The following is a 15,904-nucleotide window of genomic DNA, read 5'->3' as shown; positions in this document are numbered from 1 at the left end:
TCCTCACGAAGGGGGATTCACAAAAGGGACGACGATGGCCCTGAAACGAGCAAAAGGTGGCAACCCTCGCGAGTGGAGGGGTTCAGAGGCTGGTGAAGTCGGTGTGCGCCACGCCTAGGATTTCGAGCCGGTTCCGCTTGTGGCGACCGCATCTCCCGATTCCGGAGCGGCTGCAGCGTCGGACGTTCCGTCCGGAGTGTCGGAGGCTTCGTCCACACGCTCGAGGCCCAGGTTCTCCGCGTCGGTGTCGTAGTAGTGTACCTCAGCCTTCGGGCCCTTCCATTCCCTCCCCGCGACGTAGGGCGAGGACTCGCGTCCCGTGTGGCGTCTCGTCTGCACGATGATGATCGCGATGCCGACGACGATCGCGAGGATCGCAGCCCACACGTTGGTGCGGATGCCGAAGAAGTATTCGCTCGGATCAATGCGGATGCTCTCCCACACGGTGCGGCCTGCGCCGTACCAGATGAGGTAGCCGGCGAAGAGCTTGCCCCACTGCGGGTTGAACTTCCGGCCGATCCAGAGGAGGACGGCGACGCCGATGAGGTTCCAGATGATCTCGTAGAGGAACGTCGGCTGGAAGAGCGTTCCGGCCGGCAGCCCGACGGGGAACGCCGGGTTGCTCGCCTCGATCTCGAGACCCCACGGCAGGTCGGTCGGGAGGCCGAACAGCTCGTGGTTGAAGTAGTTGCCGAGGCGACCGAACGCCTGAGCGAGCAGCAGGCCGGGGGCGAGCGCGTCAGCGAAGGTCCAGAACCGGATGCCCGTCATGCGGCAGCCGATGTACGCGCCGACGGCGCCGCCGATGAGCGACCCGAAGATGGCGATGCCGCCCTCCCACACGTACAGGGTGCGCAGCAGATCGGCTCCCGGGTAGAAGTAGTCGCCCGGGTGGGTCAGCACGTGGAAGATGCGCGCACCGATGATGCCGAGCGGGATAGCCCACAGGATGATGTCGAGGACGATGCCTGGCTCTGCGCCGCGCTTGGTGAGGCGCCTGGATGTCAGGATGGTCGCCGCGATGATCCCCGCGATGATGCAGAGGGCGTAGATGTGCACCGTGAACGGACCGAGGCTGAAGCTCGAGATGCTGGGGCTCGGGATGCTGAGGGGTGCAATCACTGGTGTGAACGCCTTTCGTGGGGAACTCTGATCGAGTGTACGTCCTGGGACGAGATGCTACTGGATTGCTACTTGACTGCCGCGGTGCCGGTGCTGAGGTCGCGGGCGATCGCGGCGACGGCCTCGACTCCCCCGTCGGCCAAGGCCTTGACGATGGCGGAGCCGACGATCGCGCCGTCGGCGTAGACCAGCACGTCGGCGACCTGAGCGGCGGTGGAGATGCCGATGCCGACGCACGCGTGCTCGGTCCCGACGGCGCGCAGCCTGGCGACGAGCTGCTTCGCCGCGGCGTCGACGTCCTGCCTGGCGCCGGTGATGCCCATCGTCGACACGGTGTACACGAAGCCGCGCGAGTGCTCGTTGACGAGCGCCAGTCGGGCGTCGGTGGAGGTCGGGGCGGCCAGGAAGACCCGGTCGAGGCCGAACTTCTCGCTCGCAGCGAGCCAGTCGTCGGCAGCGTCAGGCGTGATATCCGGGGTGATGAGCCCTGCGCCGCCCGCCTCGACGAGGTCGGAGGCGAACCGCTCGACGCCGTACTGCAGCACGGGGTTCCAATACGTCATGATCAGGACCGGCACGTCGACCGCCGCGCGGATGGCGCGGATCGCCGTGAAGACGTCCTGCAGGCGGAATCCGCCCTCGAGGGCGTGCAGCGTCGCGGCCTGGATGACCGCACCGTCCATCACGGGGTCGGAGTACGGCACACCAAGTTCGAGGACGTCGACGCCGTTCTGCGCGAGGGCGATTGCGGCGTCGATGCTCGTCTGGAGGTCCGGGAACCCGACGGGCAGGTAGCCGATGAGGGCGCCGGCGCGCTGTGCCTTCGCCTGATCGATCGCGGTTGCGACCGGTGATGCGGTCATGCTGTGACTCCTTCATCGAGCAGGCCGAAGTACTTCGCGGCCGTCTCGACGTCCTTGTCCCCGCGACCGGAGAGGTTCACGAGGATCGTCGCGTCCGGACCGAGGCGTTTGCCGAGCACGATGGCGCCCGCGAGCGCGTGTGACGACTCGATCGCCGGGATGATGCCTTCGGTGCGGCAGAGGAGACGGAACGCGTCCATCGCCTCCGCGTCCGTTGCGGGAACGTAGGTGGCGCGTCCGATGTCGGAGAGCCACGCGTGCTCCGGGCCGACGCCCGGGTAGTCGAGACCGGCGGAGATCGAGTGCGACTCGATCGTCTGGCCGTCCTCGTCCTGGAGCACATAGGTCTTCGCACCGTGCAGGATGCCGGGGCGACCGCGCTCGATCGACGCGGCGTGCTTCGGGGTGTCGACGCCGTCACCGGCCGCCTCGACGCCGAACAGTGCGACCGAGGGGTCGTCCAGGAACGCGTGGAAGATGCCGATGGCGTTGGAGCCGCCGCCGACGCACGCGACCACGGCGTCGGGAAGCGCTCCCGTGAGGTCGAGGACCTGCTGGCGCGCCTCCTCGCCGATGATCTTCTGGAAGTCGCGCACCATGGCAGGGAACGGGTGGGGTCCGGCGGCAGTGCCGAAGATGTAGTTAGTCGTCTCGACCGATGCGACCCAGTCGCGGTACGCCTCGTTGATGGCGTCCTTGAGCGTCCTCGATCCGGTCTTCACCGGAATTACGGTCGCGCCGAGCAGCTCCATCCTGGCCACGTTGAGCGCCTGGCGCTCGGTGTCGACCTCGCCCATGTAGATCGTGCACTCGAGGCCGAACAGCGCTGCAGCCGTCGCCGTGGCGACACCGTGCTGTCCTGCTCCGGTCTCCGCGATCACCCGGGTCTTGCCGATGCGCTTGGTGAGGAGGGCCTGCCCGAGGACGTTGTTGATCTTGTGTGAACCGGTGTGGTTCAGGTCCTCACGCTTCAGGATGACGCGTGCTCCCCCGGCGTGCGCCGCGAAACGGGGCACCTCGGTGATGATCGACGGCCGGTTCGCGTAGTCGCGAAGCAGCGTCGTCAGTTCCTCCTGGAACGTCGGGTCGGTCTTCGCGTGCTCGTACGCCGCCGACAGCTCGTCGACCGCTGCGATGAGCGACTCCGGCATGTAGCGGCCACCGAAGTCGCCGAAGAAGGGGCCCGTCTCATCGCGCAGGTTCATTCGCCAGCTCCCAGGAAGTGGTTGAGGGTTGCGACCGGATCGCCGGTCACGAGTGCTTCGCCGACGAGGACGACGTCGGCGCCGTCTGCACGGTACCTGGCGACGTCCTCTGCGGTCTTCACCGCGGACTCCGCGACGCGGACGGTCCCGGCGGGGATCCGATCCGCGAGCGTGCCGAAGAGGCTCTGGTCCAGTTCGAAGGTGCTCAGGTTGCGCGCGTTGACGCCGATGAGCTTCGCATCGAGGTCGATGGCGCGTTCGAGCTCGTCCGCCGTGTGAGTCTCGACGAGCGGCGTCATGCCGAGCTCGATGATGAGCGAGTGCAGCAGCCGGAGCGGAGCCTGTTCGAGACCGGCGACGATGAGGAGCACGAGGTCTGCGCCTGCGGCGCGTGCCTCGAACACCTGGTACGGCGAGGAGATGAAGTCCTTGCGCAGCACGGGCAGCGAGACCTTCGCCCTGACCGCCTCCAGGTCCGCGAGCGAGCCGCCGAAACGACGGCCCTCGGTGAGGACGCTGACGGCGCTCGCCCCGCCCTGCTCGTAGAGCGAGGCGAGGAGCGCGGGATCCGGGATGTCGGCGAGGGCGCCCCGCGAAGGGCTCGATCGCTTCACCTCTGCGATGATCTTGACGCGGTCGGACGGCGCGAGGGCTGCCAGCGCATCGATCGCGGGCGGGGCCGCGTGCGCGGCGGCCTCCACCGTTGCGAACGGACGTTGTGACAAACGCTCTTCAGCATCCGCCTTCGCGCCGGCCATCAGGTCGGCGAGCACGGGTCAGTGCTCTTTCGCGATGTACTTGGTGCCGTTGACGCCGTATCCGGCCTTGCCCATGATCCAGCCGACGACTGCGCCGACGATCAACAGTCCGACCGAAGCCCAGACGATGGCGGGCAGGTCGAGCCAGAACGCGAGCGTTCCGATGGCGAATGCGACCAGCATGATGATCACTGCCGTCCAGGCGGCGGGCGAGTGTCCGTGGCCGGGGTCCGAGGGATCGGTGCTCATGAGTCTCCTTCTCAGCGGGTTCCTGACCAGTGTATCGGCTCGCCGACCGTGAGGTTGCGAGGCGGGGCGCAGGCCTGCTTCGGTGTTGGTGGTGGATGGGATCGACGCGCGAGTGCCGCGCGCCGTTGGTCAACGGGTGGGGTCGTCTCCGCGGCTCAGGCCGTCCCAGGTGATGACCGGGTCGGCCTCGCCGTCGGCGTCCGCATCGGCGAACTGGACGGTCTGGTACTTCTTGGACGGACCTGGCCACGCACGGAAGGTCACAACGATCGCGATGCCGACGAGCGCGAGCAGGATGCCGAGGACGAGCGTCACGATCGGCCACGCCGTCAGCGTCGTGTGTTCGACGAGCGCGTCGACGGAGCTGCTGCCGGCGACACCGGTCGCCTGGGTGATCGCGGCGGCGGCAGCGGCACCAGGATCGACGAGCGCAGCGAACGCCGAGTAGGCGACGCACGCGCCGATCACGGCCTGCAGGCTGCCGAGGACGACGCGGAACACGGGACCGGCGATGGCGAGGGCCGCGACGAGCGCGAGTCCGGCGAGGGCGAGGGCCGACAGTGCAGGGGCCGCAATGGAGCCGACCACCACGATCTCGCCCTTGTGTCCGGCTTCCGCACCGAGGCCGACCGTCAGCCAGGTCTGGGTCCAGGAGGCGAGGACGAACGCGTCCACGACGACCGCTGCAAGGAGCAGGGTCGATTTCAACCTGCGGGGGTTGGGCATGTCAGCGTACTCGTTCCATACTGTTCGCGATGGCGACGGCGCGGAGGGGCGCTGCGGCCTTGTTCTGTGATTCGAGGTACTCGCTCGCCGGGTCGGAGTCGGCGACGAGTCCACCGCCGGCCTGCACGTGGGCCGTGCCGTCGATGATCGTCGCGGTGCGGATCGCGATCGCGAGATCGAGGTCGCCCGAGAAGCTGAAGTAACCGACGACGCCGCCGTAGACGCCGCGTTGTGCGGGTTCCAGGGCGTCGATGATCTCGAGCGCACGCGGTTTCGGCGCGCCGGAGAGCGTTCCCGCCGGGAACGTGGCACGGAAGACGTCGATGGGCGAGAAGTCGTCACGCATCGTCCCCTCCACGCTGGAGACCAGATGCATGATGTGGCTGAAGCGTTCGACGCGCATGAACTCGGTCACCTCGACCGTCCCGGCCTCGCACACCTTCAACAGGTCGTTGCGGGCGAGGTCGACGAGCATGAGGTGCTCAGCGCGCTCCTTCGCGTCGCCGGACAGTTCTGCTTCGAGGTCGGCATCCGCCTCAGGCGTCGCACCACGCGGCTTCGAACCGGCGATGGGGTGCGTCAAAGCCCTGCCGTCCTGCACCTTCACGAGCGCCTCCGGTGAGGATCCGACGATCGTGTACGGCCGGCCGTCAGCCGTGTCCAGAGCGAGGAGGTACATGTACGGGCTCGGATTGAGGCTGCGCAGCACGCGATACACGTCGATGGGGTCGGCCGTGCACTCCTGATCGAACCGCTGCGAGACGACCACCTGGAAGACGTCGCCGTCCCTGATGTGCTGTTTCGCCGTGTCGACCGATGCGAGGAAGTCGGACTTCGCCGTTCGATGGCTCGGCGCCGGCTCGGCTGCGAAGTCGAGGTCTGCGAGCCAGGCCTCCGCCGGTTCTGCGAGCTTCCGCTGCATCCGGTCGAGTCGCGTCTGCGCTTCGCGCCAGAGCGCCTGCGCCGGTTCGAGACCGTCGTTCAGCACGTTCGCGATGAGATGCACGGTGCCGTCGCGGTGGTCGATGGCGACGACGTCCGCAGCGAACGACAACGCCTGCCCTGGGACACGGACTTCCTGCACCGGCCGGTTCGGCAGCCGTTCGATCTGCCTGATCGCCTCCCAGCCCACAAAGCCGACGAGGCCGCCCGTGAGCGGCGGGAGTCCTGGCGGTGGCGTCGTCTGCCAACGGTCGTAGAGCTGTTCGAGGACCTGGAGCGGGCCGAGGCCGGTCACATCACCGAGGGCACGCTTCGCGGACAGGCCGTAGTCGATCCAGGCGGCCGTGTCGCCCTCCTGCGTGAGCACGCCGAACGACGAGACGCCGACGAAGGAGAACCTGGACCAGATGCCGCCCTGCTCGGCGGACTCCAGGAGGAACGTCCCCGGGTTGCCGAGCGCGAGCTTCCGGTAGATGCCGACGGGCGTCTCGCCGTCGGCGAAGAGCGTCCGGACGACCGCGATCACCCGACGGTCCGACGCGAGCCGGTCGAACTCTCGTTGGGTGGTCGTTCCCGTTGTGGGAATCGTCATGACGTGCTCCAGACGGCGATCAGTGGCCTGCGTGTTCCGCGGAGCCGACGACCGCATCGAGCGTCCGTCCGTCGAAGCAGGTGCGTGTGCCGGTGTGGCATGCTGCGCCGACCTGGTCGACCTCCACCAACAGGGTATCCCCATCGCAGTCGTAGGCCGCTCGACGCACGTACTGGACGTGTCCGGAGGTGTCCCCCTTGCGCCAGTACTCCTGCCGAGACCTGGACCAGAACGTGACGCGCCCCTCCGAGAGTGTCCTGCGGACGGCTTCCGCGTCCATCCAGCCGAGCATCAACACCTCACGGGAGTCCCACTGCTGGATGATCGCCGGAAGCAGGCCGTGGTCGTTGAACACGAGGCTCGCGAGGATCTCCTCGGTGCCCGATACCGGGCCGGTCACCGCGCCCGTCACACCGGTCGTCGTTTCCGCGCCCATCACCGAACCGTCCATCCTGCTGCCGAGAGCTCCTGCTTGACGTCGCCGATCGTGAGTTCGCCGGAGTGGAAGACGCTCGCCGCGAGCACGGCGTCCGCACCGGCGGCGATGGCCGGTGGGAAGTCCTCGACCTTGCCGGCGCCGCCGGAGGCGATGACCGGCACCGAGCTGACGCCGCGCATGAGGGTGATGAGCTCCGTGTCGAAGCCGGCCTTGGTGCCGTCGGCGTCGATCGAGTTCACCAGCAGCTCCCCTGCGCCGCGTTCGATCGCCTCCTTCGCCCACTCGAGGGCGTCGATGGAGGTCTCCGTGCGACCGCCGTGCGTCGTCACGACGAACCCGGACGGTGTTCCTGCCGCACGCTTCACATCGAGCGAGAGCACAAGCACCTGGGCACCGAACCGGTCGGCGATCTCGCCGAGCAGTTCAGGGCGTGCGATGGCCGCACTGTTCACGCCGACCTTGTCCGCGCCGCTCGCGAGCAGACGTGAGACGTCGTCGACCGAACGCACTCCACCCCCGACGGTGAGCGGGATGAAGACCTGCTCGGCCGTGCGGCTCACGAGGTCGTAGGTGGTGTCTCGTCCGGCGACGGTTGCCGTGACATCGAGGAAGGTGAGTTCGTCCGCACCCTGCTCGAAGTATTTCCTGGCGAGTTCGACGGGATCGCCTGCATCACGCAGATCGAGGAAGTTGACGCCCTTGACGACGCGGCCGTCGGCCACGTCGAGACACGGGATGACCCGGGTTGCGAGGGACATGATCGTCCTTCCTACAAGCGGGCGGCGTGGATCGCCGTGACGAGGATGGCGCGGGCGCCCAGCTCGTACAGGCGGTCCATGACCTCGTTCGCATCCGTGCGCTTGATCATCACGCGCACGGCGACCCACTCCGGATCGCGGAGCGGAGAGACCGTCGGTGACTCGATGCCGGCCGCGATCTCGCTCGCCTGTTCGAGCAGCGCGACGGGCAGGTCGTAGTCGACGAGGACGTAGCGACGGGCGACGAGCACGCCCTGCAGGCGGCGGAGGAGCGTGTCGGTTCCCGCCTTGACCTCCGGTGAGGTGATGAGGACGGCCGTCGACTCCAGGATGACGGGACCGAAGATGTCGAGGCCCGCCTTGCGGAGGGTCGTGCCGGTCTCCACGACGTCGGCGACGGCATCGGCCACACCGAGGCGCACAGCCGACTCGACGGCGCCGTCCAGACGGACGAGCTCTGCGCTGATGCCCGCGGCGTCGAGGAAGCCGCCGACGAGGCCGGGGTAGCTCGTGGCGATGCGCGTGCCGTCGAGGTCTTCGAGCTTCTGGAAACGCTCGGCGGGGCCGGCGAATCGGAACGTCGAGTTGCCGAAGCCCAGGGATGCCAGCTCTGCTGCCGGCGAGTGCGAGTCGAGCATGAGGTCACGACCGGTGACGCCGACGTCGAGGGCACCGGATCCGACGTACGTCGCGATGTCGCGCGGACGCAGGTAGAAGAACTCGACACCGTTCTTGGCGTCGACGACGTGCAGTTCCTTCGTGTCCCGCCTGGTGGCGTAACCCGCCTCCTGCAGCATCTCGATGGCGATCTCGGACAGCGAACCCTTATTGGGCACCGCAACTCTCAGCATGGGGTGACTTTCGTGTAGGTGTGTGGTGTGTCGACGTGGTGGTCACGCAGCGCTCGTGGTCGTCCGGTGGGACGGATCCGATGCGGCGCGCCCTGCTGGGGCGCGCCTGGAGCGGCGTTCCTACAAATGTCGGTACACGTCGGCCGGGGTCAGGCCTTTCGCGACCATCAGCACCTGTACGTGGTAGAGCAGCTGGGAGATCTCCTCAGCGGTCTCGGTGTCGGTCTGGTATTCGGCTGCCATCCAGACCTCTGCAGCCTCTTCGACGATCTTCTTGCCGATGCCGTGCACGCCGGAATCGAGTTCACGGACCGTGCCGGAACCCTCTGGCCGAGTCTCGGCCTTCATCTGCAGCTCGTCGAACAGCTCGTCGAAGGTTTTCACCCTCCAAGGCTACCGGTTCCTGAACGTCCCCCGTGCCGCCTCGCGTCCCCGGCCCGCTTTCGGCCAGCTTTCGGCCCGCGAACTGTCACTCGTGGCGGGTTCCGGCATGGCCGTTCCAGCCACAACTGCCAGCTCGCGAGCGTGGATCGGGTAGGCAGGCGGGCGGACGGGGCGGACGGGCGGGTTAGTGAGTGTGCTGGTGGGCGGCTGCCGCCGCGCGCAGGGTCGCGATGTTGGCTGCGGGATCGATGCCGCCGAAGACGCTGGAACCGGCGACGAAGGTGTCGGCCCCGGCCTCCGCGGCGATCGTGATCGTATCGGCCGTGATGCCGCCGTCGACCTGCAGCCACACATCGAGTCCCGTGCGCGCGACCTCGGCCGAGAGCAGCTCCAGTTTGGGCATGGTCTCCCCCATAAACGACTGGCCGCCGAATCCGGGCTCGACCGTCATCACGAGGACCTGGTCGAACTCGGGCAGCAGCTCGAGATAGGACTCGACCGGGGTGCCCGGCTTCAGGGCGATGCCCGCGCGGGAGCCGATCTCCCGCAGGCGGCGGGCGAGCTTGACCGGATCGGCGACGGCCTCGGCGTGGAACGTCACCGAGTAGGCGCCGATCTCCGCGTATCCGGGAGCCCAACGATCCGGGTCCTCGATCATCAGGTGGATGTCGAGCGGGATCGCGGAGACGTCCTGGATCCGCTGGACCATCTGCGGCCCGAACGTGAGGTTCGGGACGAAGTGGTTGTCCATCACGTCGACGTGCACGAGATCTGCGGAGGTGATGCGTCCGAGATCACGCTCCATGTTGACGAAGTCGGCGGACAGGATGCTCGGGTTGATGCGTACGGCCATACATCGAGCCTAGCGAGCGTCGCGGTGGTCGACGATCACGACCGCAGCGACGCCCGCTCGCCGTCAGCCGACCGGCTGGTCGAACGGCTTCTGCAGCAGTGCGATGAACATCGCGTCGGTGCCGTGGCGGTGCGGCCACAGCTGGACAGCCCCGCCAGGCGCTGCCGCGTCGAGCGGTTCACCGGTCACACCGTCGAGGACGGCCTGCGTGTCGAGACGCTCGACGCCTGGGTGGGTCCGCAGCGCGCTCTCGACGATCAGCGCAGTCTCGCCGACGTGCGGCGAACACGTCACGTACGCGACGATGCCGCCGGGCGCGAGGGCGTCGAGCGCCGAGTCGAGCAGCGCACCCTGCAGCTTCGTGAGCTCGGACACGTCCTTCGGCGTCTTCCGCCATCTGGCTTCCGGGCGTCGTCTGAGCGCTCCGAGACCCGTGCAGGGCGCGTCGAGCAGGATGCGGTCGTAATGACCCGTCCTGGAGGCGCCGAGCGTCGTGCCGTCCTCCGTCGTCACCACGACCGGCAACGGAACGGCCTCGATCGCGCGCTCCACGAGTCTGGCGCGTGCCGGAACGAGCTCGTTCGCGTCGAGCTCCGCTCCACCTGCGAGCGCCTCGGCGGCCAGCAGCGCAGCCTTCCCTCCCGGTCCCGCGCATACGTCGAGCCATTGCTCGCCCGGTTCGACCGGTCGGACGCGGGAGAGCGCGAGGGCGGCCAACTGCGAGCCCTCGTCCTGCACACGCAGCGTTCCGCCGCTTGCGGAGACGGTCGACAGCGGATCGCCGCCGCCAGATCGGAAGCCGAAGGGCGAGAACCGGTTGGGGGTCGCCTCCTCCGGGCGTGTCGCAAGGCCCGGGAGTGCGATGAAGTTGACCTGCGGCGCGAGGTTGTCCGCCGCGAGTGCCTCCTCCAGCTCGTCACCGCGTCCTTGCAGGTCGAGCGACTGCTTGATGGCGCGAACGACCCACGACGGATGGGCGTACCGCGTGGCGAGCCGGTCGATCTCCCCCGTGGAGTCGCCGAGGATCAGGGACTGCCAGGCATCGGGTTCCGTGCGGGTGATCGCCCGCAAGACGCCGTTGACGAAGCCGGCCGCCGATCGTGAGCCTGCGCTCCGGGCGAGTTCGACCGATTCGTTGACGGCTGCGTGGCTCGCCACGCGCATCGACAGGAGCTGATGCGTGCCGAGGCGGAGGACGTCCAGGATGGCCGGATCGATCTCGGCGACCGGACGCGAGGCTGCACGCTCGATGACGCGGTCGTAGTAACCGCGCATCCGGAGCGTCCCGTAGGTCAGCTCGGTGGCGAGGCCGGCGTCGGCCGCGGACAGCTTGGCCTCGTTGAGCCGGTGCGGAAGCAGGAGGTTCGCATACGCGTCGGATTCGCTGACCGCGCGGATGACGTCGAAGGCGATGCGCCGCGCCGGCTGCGCGGTCCCGGCGTTGACCTGTCGCGCGGGCCGCTGCCGGCCCCGCGGCGTCTCGTGACGTGGTTCGCGGTTCGTCATGATGCCACCAGGCTCTCCGTGTCGATGCCGCGCCACCAGTCGGCTGCCGGCATGGCGGTCTTCCCGGCCGGTTGCACGGTGTGCAGCCGAAGCGGTGTTGTTGCGGTGCCGACGAGGATCTCGCCGCCCCGCTGGGTGATGTGTCCTGGCGCGAGCGGCTCCGCGTCCGTGCGGGTCGCCCGGTGGATCTTCAACCGGGCACCGTCGATGCTCGTGTGCGCACCTGGCTCAGGCGTCACCCCGCGGATGAGCGCATCGACCGTGACGGCGTCTGCGCTCCAGTCGATCCGCGCGTCGTCGCTGCCGAGCTTGGGCGCGAGGGTCGGCTCCCCCTCCTGCTCGACGGAGACGGCCGTGCCGTCGGCGATGCCGTCTACCACTCGCAGCGTCAGGGCTCCGCCGAGGTCGGCGAGACGATCGAGGAGCTCACCGGCCGTCTCTGCATCGCCGATCGGGACTTCGAGCTCCTCGAACACCGGGCCGGCGTCCAACGCGGCAACCAGCTGGAACACCGATGCACCGGTGACGCGGTCGCCGCCGATGATGGAGCGCTGCACGGGTGCGGCACCCCGCCAGGCGGGCAGGAGGGAGAAGTGCAGGTTGATCCAGCCATACTTCGGCGTGGACAGCAGCGGCTCCCGCACGAGGCCGCCGTACGCGACGATGACGCCGAGATCCGGGTCGAGCGCGGCGATCCGAGCCGTCACCTCGTCGTCGAGGCGGTTCGCCTTGACGACGAGGATGCCGAGGCGGGCCGCCGCATCTGCGACGGGCGACGGCGTGAGGACACGCTTCCGCCCGACCGGCGCGTCCTCGCGCGTCACGACGGCGACGACCTCGTGATCGCTCGCGACGAGCGCTTCGAGCGTCGGCACGGCGACGGCCGGGGTCCCTGCGAAGACGAGCCTCACGCGATCGCTGCCGATCCGGCCGGGCGGCTCTCGCTGCGGGGGCGGGTGGGGTGGATCATGACAGCATCTCCGGATCGTCGAATCGTACTTTGAGTGTAGGCGTGGGGCGCGCCTGCCGCCTGCCGGGGGTCGGTCGTCTGCGCTGCGCTGCGGATGCGATGACCGAGGCGCGCAGGTTCTCGGCGACGTCGGTCGCGTGGCGGTAGTCCACCCGCACGATCGCGACGCTGTCGCCGTCCTCCGTGGTCGTCGGGCCGAGGACGCGCCGCTTCCATTCCGGGGGCAACTCCCCCAGCGCGGCATCCACGGCATCCCTGCGGCCGCTGATGGTCGCGGTCCTGACCGCCGGCGGGAAGCCGAGGGCGCGCCGCTCCGCCAGTTCCTCGCTCGCGAACCGGGGCTGCTGCCAGAGGGCGAGCGCCGTCGCGACCGGTGCGTCGACGCCGATCAGGAGCACCGGCGCATCCCGGGCGCCGAGCGCGGCGGCGTTCGACCACCAGCGCAGGCAGTCCTCAGCCACACGCAGGGATTCTCGCGCGAGCATCCGGTCGGCGTCCACGAGGAGGACGGCACGGTACCCGCCGTCGGCGACCGGCTCTGCACCGCGCGTCGCGATGACGAGCGCGGACTCCGAACCGACCCGCAACTTCGGCGTCTCGCCGTCGGACACGATGATCTTGGTCTTCGGGAACGCCCGCCCCAACTCCTCGGCCGTGCGGCCGGTGCCGGCGGCCGTCACCCGGAGCCCGTGATCGCCGCACTCCGTGCACGCCCACCTGGTCGCGATCGCGCCGCAGTATCGGCAGGACGGCTGGCTGCGGCTCGTCGCGAGCAGCAACGGCCCCTGGCACACGGCGCAGTGCGCGCGCGTCCCGCATCGACGGCACGCGACGTGCGGCGCGTAACCCGGCCGTGCCACCTGGACGAGCACGGGGCCGCTGTGCAGCGCTTCGTCCACGGCCCGCCATGCTCGTGTGGGGATGCGCGCCTGACTCGTCATGGTGTCGTCCTCGTCCGGCTTCGACGCGATGACCCTCGGCCGGGCAGGAGGCGACGGCTGCACGTCGGAGAGGAATCCGAGCTCGACGAGACGTTGTGCCTCCGTGCTGCGAGAGTGCGACGCGATCACGAGCGCGGCCCCGGTCTCCCCCTGGCGCACCAGTGCGACATCACGTGCGTGCACGTACGGCGCCAGTTGTTCCTGGTGCAGCGGATCGCCGTCGTCCCAGATCGCAAGCAATCCGAGGGCGTGCGTCGGGGCGTACACGGCCGAGCGGTTGCCGACGACGATGCGTGGCACGCCCCACAGGCCGGACAGGTAGGAACGGTAGCGTTCCGCTGGCGTCTGCCTGGCGTCCGTCCGGTAGGTGTACTCGTCCGCGCCGAGCGTGCGGAGCGCCGTCAGCAGGTGTTCCTCGTCACGATAATCAGGCACGGCGAGCACACTGCTGCGGCCGTCCGCGAGCTGGTTGATGGCGAGGGCAGCGAAGGTGAACGCCCAGTTCGGGACGGAGGATCCGTCGTCGGCCGTCGTGAGGGCCGGAACGGCGCTCAACGCGATGCGGTCGCCTGGCACGAGCCGGTCAAGCACTCCGGCCGCGTACCCGGGCACCGGGCGCTTCGCCACCGTCGGCGCCTCCGGCTCCGGCGTCGCCCGCCATGCCTTCTCGACGCGCACCTGACGCGGCGGAATGGCGAGACGCAGGACATCCATCGCGCTTCCGGCGCTCCGGTCGGCGACCTTCCGGGCGAGCGTCCACAGCTCAGGTGTGAGCACCGGGACGGGCGAAGCCACCGATTGCAGCGGGCTGAGCGTCCCGCCGAACTCGCTCGAATCCGCCAGTCCGACGATGAACCCCGACGCCACCCTGCCGGCTGAACGGAGCGAGACAGTCACCCGTGCGCCTGCCACGGCGTCCTCGCTGAGCTCCTCCGGAATCCCGTAATCGAACAGGTGGTCGAGCTGGGGCAGCGGAGAGTCGAGCACCACCCGGGCAACCTTCGCCCCAGCCACCATTAGACCCCTGCAGCGCTCTGCAGAGCCTCCACCCGGTCGAGACGCTCCCACGTGAAGTCGGGCAGTTCACGGCCGAAGTGGCCGTACGCCGCCGTCGCCGTGTAGATGGGACGCAGGAGATCGAGGTCGTTGATGATCGCAGCCGGTCGCAGGTCGAAGACCTCACGGATCGCCTTCGTGATCGTGGCGTCCGGGACGTGGCCGGTACCGAACGTCTCGACATACAGGCCGACGGGCGCCGCTTTGCCGATCGCGTAGGCGATCTGCACTTCGAGACGCTCCGCGAATCCTGCCGCGACGGCGTTCTTCGCGACCCAGCGCATGGCGTAGGCGGCCGAGCGGTCGACCTTCGACGGGTCCTTGCCGCTGAAGGCTCCTCCACCGTGGCGGGCTGCGCCGCCGTAGGTGTCGATGATGATCTTGCGGCCGGTGAGCCCGGCGTCGCCCTTCGGGCCGCCGACGACGAAGATGCCGGTCGGGTTGATCAGGTGGCGGACGTTCGAGCTGTCGAGTTCGACCGTCTCGAGCACAGGGGCGATGACAAGGCGAGCGACGTCGCGACGCAGCTGCTCCGTGGAGACGCCCGGGTTGTGCTGCGTGGACACGACCACGGTCTCGACCGTCTTGGGGACGATGCCGTCGTACCCGATCGTGACCTGGGTCTTGCCGTCCGGACGGAGGTAGTCCAGCTCACCGGACTTGCGGACCTCGGCGAGCCGCTCGGCGAGGCGGTGCGCGATCCAGCTGGGCAACGGCATCAGCTGCGGGGTCTCACGGGTGGCGAAGCCGAACATGATGCCCTGGTCGCCGGCGCCCTGCAGATCGTACGAGTCCTTGCTGGACTCCTCACGAGACTCGAACGCGTGGTCGACGCCGGCCGCGATGTCGGCTGACTGCGAACCGATGGACACGGACACGCCGCACGAGTCGCCGTCGAAACCGATGTCGGAGGAGGTGTAGCCGATGGCCTTCACCCGGTCGCGGACGATCGTGGGGATGTCGACGTAGCCGCTTGTGGACACCTCGCCGACGACGTGCACAAGCCCCGTGGTGACGAGCGTCTCCACGGCGACGCGACTGGCCGGATCTTCCTCGAGCAGTGCGTCGAGGATGCTGTCCGAGATCTGGTCGCAGATCTTGTCCGGGTGGCCCTCGGTCACGGATTCGGAGGTGAACAGGCGCAGATCGGTCATGCGGTCTCCCAGTGTGGGTGGTGTGCCGTGCAGCAGCGACGAGCGTCCGTCGGTCACGGATCGGCTCTGCGAGCGGGCGGCCGACGGCGTTCTGCCGGGCCTCACACACTATAACGCGGGCCTCGGACACCCGGAGGTGTGTGTTACGCGCTGCTGAGGGTGGTCGGAAACGACGAAGTCCGCCAGCACGTTCGAGACGGGCTGGCGGACCTCGAGGAGGAACTATTCGCCGGAGGGGCGGACCTGGAGCTTGTCCTCGTTGATCTCGTGGAGCGCGATCGACAGCGGCTTGTCCTCGACGGACGAGTCGACGAGCGGCCCGACGTTGTCGAAGAGGCTTCCCTCGTGCAGGTCGGCGTAGTAGTCGTTGATCTGACGTGCGCGCTTGGACGCGAAGATCACGAGTGCGTACTTCGACTCGACCTTGGTGAGCAGGGAGTCGATGGGCGGATCGATGATGCCTTTGAGCTTGTCAGCCATGCTGGGTCACACTCCTCGTGTGGTTGTTCGGGGATGAGAGGGGTTCGATGCGGGG

Annotated in this window: 17 protein-coding genes; all 17 read right to left on the bottom strand. The window is 68.6% G+C overall.

Annotated elements, in window-relative coordinates:
* Positions 1-114: 114 nt before the first annotated feature.
* The 17 genes from lgt to rpoZ all read right to left on the bottom strand — a co-directional run bounded on the left by lgt (position 115) and on the right by rpoZ (position 15,849).
* Positions 115-1,122, bottom strand: coding sequence for a prolipoprotein diacylglyceryl transferase (gene lgt / locus ACL9RL_RS11865; RefSeq protein WP_422780460.1), 1,008 nt, complete (start codon positions 1,120-1,122; stop codon positions 115-117).
* 68 nt (positions 1,123-1,190) lie between these two features.
* Complete coding sequence (gene trpA / locus ACL9RL_RS11860; protein WP_422780459.1) at positions 1,191-1,985, bottom strand: tryptophan synthase subunit alpha; 795 nt, start codon at positions 1,983-1,985, stop codon at positions 1,191-1,193.
* Positions 1,982-3,190 (bottom strand): tryptophan synthase subunit beta, encoded by a 1,209-nt coding sequence (trpB, locus tag ACL9RL_RS11855; RefSeq protein WP_422780458.1) that lies wholly within the window; start codon positions 3,188-3,190, stop codon positions 1,982-1,984. Before trpB ends, trpA begins: the two co-directional genes overlap by 4 nt.
* Positions 3,187-3,963 carry an indole-3-glycerol phosphate synthase TrpC gene (gene trpC, locus ACL9RL_RS11850; protein ID WP_422780457.1) on the bottom strand — a complete coding sequence of 259 codons (777 nt, stop codon included), beginning with the start codon at positions 3,961-3,963 and terminating at the stop codon, positions 3,187-3,189. The genes trpB and trpC overlap by 4 nt, the downstream gene beginning before the upstream one ends.
* Before the next feature lie 3 nt (positions 3,964-3,966).
* A complete protein-coding gene (locus ACL9RL_RS11845) occupies positions 3,967-4,197 on the bottom strand; it encodes a DUF6704 family protein (RefSeq protein WP_422780456.1) in 231 nt (76 codons plus the stop codon).
* A gap of 129 nt (positions 4,198-4,326) precedes the next feature.
* Positions 4,327-4,923, bottom strand: coding sequence for a Trp biosynthesis-associated membrane protein (locus ACL9RL_RS11840; RefSeq protein ID WP_422780455.1), 597 nt, complete (start codon positions 4,921-4,923; stop codon positions 4,327-4,329).
* A 1-nt stretch (position 4,924) separates the two neighbouring features.
* Complete coding sequence (locus ACL9RL_RS11835; protein WP_422780454.1) at positions 4,925-6,457, bottom strand: anthranilate synthase component I; 1,533 nt, start codon at positions 6,455-6,457, stop codon at positions 4,925-4,927.
* Between the two features lie 19 nt (positions 6,458-6,476).
* Positions 6,477-6,893 carry a phosphoribosyl-AMP cyclohydrolase gene (gene hisI / locus ACL9RL_RS11830; protein ID WP_422780453.1) on the bottom strand — a complete coding sequence of 139 codons (417 nt, stop codon included), beginning with the start codon at positions 6,891-6,893 and terminating at the stop codon, positions 6,477-6,479.
* Entirely contained in the window at positions 6,893-7,654 is a 762-nt protein-coding gene (gene hisF / locus ACL9RL_RS11825; protein ID WP_422780452.1) for an imidazole glycerol phosphate synthase subunit HisF, read from the bottom strand. Before hisF ends, hisI begins: the two co-directional genes overlap by 1 nt.
* Before the next feature lie 11 nt (positions 7,655-7,665).
* Positions 7,666-8,505 carry an ATP phosphoribosyltransferase gene (gene hisG / locus ACL9RL_RS11820; RefSeq protein ID WP_422780451.1) on the bottom strand — a complete coding sequence of 280 codons (840 nt, stop codon included), beginning with the start codon at positions 8,503-8,505 and terminating at the stop codon, positions 7,666-7,668.
* Between the two features lie 120 nt (positions 8,506-8,625).
* On the bottom strand, positions 8,626-8,889 hold the full coding sequence (locus tag ACL9RL_RS11815) for a phosphoribosyl-ATP diphosphatase (RefSeq protein WP_422780450.1): 264 nt from the start codon (positions 8,887-8,889) through the stop codon (positions 8,626-8,628).
* A gap of 184 nt (positions 8,890-9,073) precedes the next feature.
* A complete protein-coding gene (gene rpe / locus ACL9RL_RS11810) occupies positions 9,074-9,742 on the bottom strand; it encodes a ribulose-phosphate 3-epimerase (RefSeq protein WP_422780449.1) in 669 nt (222 codons plus the stop codon).
* Between the two features lie 63 nt (positions 9,743-9,805).
* The gene (locus tag ACL9RL_RS11805) at positions 9,806-11,248 is read right to left on the bottom strand and encodes an RsmB/NOP family class I SAM-dependent RNA methyltransferase (protein ID WP_422780448.1); all 1,443 of its coding nucleotides are present in this window, start codon (positions 11,246-11,248) and stop codon (positions 9,806-9,808) included.
* The gene (fmt, locus tag ACL9RL_RS11800; RefSeq protein WP_422780447.1) at positions 11,245-12,159 is read right to left on the bottom strand and encodes a methionyl-tRNA formyltransferase; all 915 of its coding nucleotides are present in this window, start codon (positions 12,157-12,159) and stop codon (positions 11,245-11,247) included. Before fmt ends, ACL9RL_RS11805 begins: the two co-directional genes overlap by 4 nt.
* Positions 12,160-12,214: 55 nt before the next feature.
* On the bottom strand, positions 12,215-14,149 hold the full coding sequence (locus ACL9RL_RS11795) for a primosomal protein N' (protein WP_422780446.1): 1,935 nt from the start codon (positions 14,147-14,149) through the stop codon (positions 12,215-12,217).
* A gap of 26 nt (positions 14,150-14,175) precedes the next feature.
* Positions 14,176-15,369 carry a methionine adenosyltransferase gene (gene metK, locus ACL9RL_RS11790; RefSeq protein WP_422780445.1) on the bottom strand — a complete coding sequence of 398 codons (1,194 nt, stop codon included), beginning with the start codon at positions 15,367-15,369 and terminating at the stop codon, positions 14,176-14,178.
* A gap of 222 nt (positions 15,370-15,591) precedes the next feature.
* Complete coding sequence (rpoZ, locus tag ACL9RL_RS11785; RefSeq protein WP_422780444.1) at positions 15,592-15,849, bottom strand: DNA-directed RNA polymerase subunit omega; 258 nt, start codon at positions 15,847-15,849, stop codon at positions 15,592-15,594.
* Positions 15,850-15,904 lie beyond the last annotated feature (55 nt).

This window comes from Plantibacter sp. Mn2098, assembly GCF_049319745.1.
GTDB lineage: Bacteria > Actinomycetota > Actinomycetes > Actinomycetales > Microbacteriaceae > Plantibacter.
Note: the sequence above shows the minus strand (reverse complement) of the source record. Positions and strands in the feature narration are given on the sequence as shown.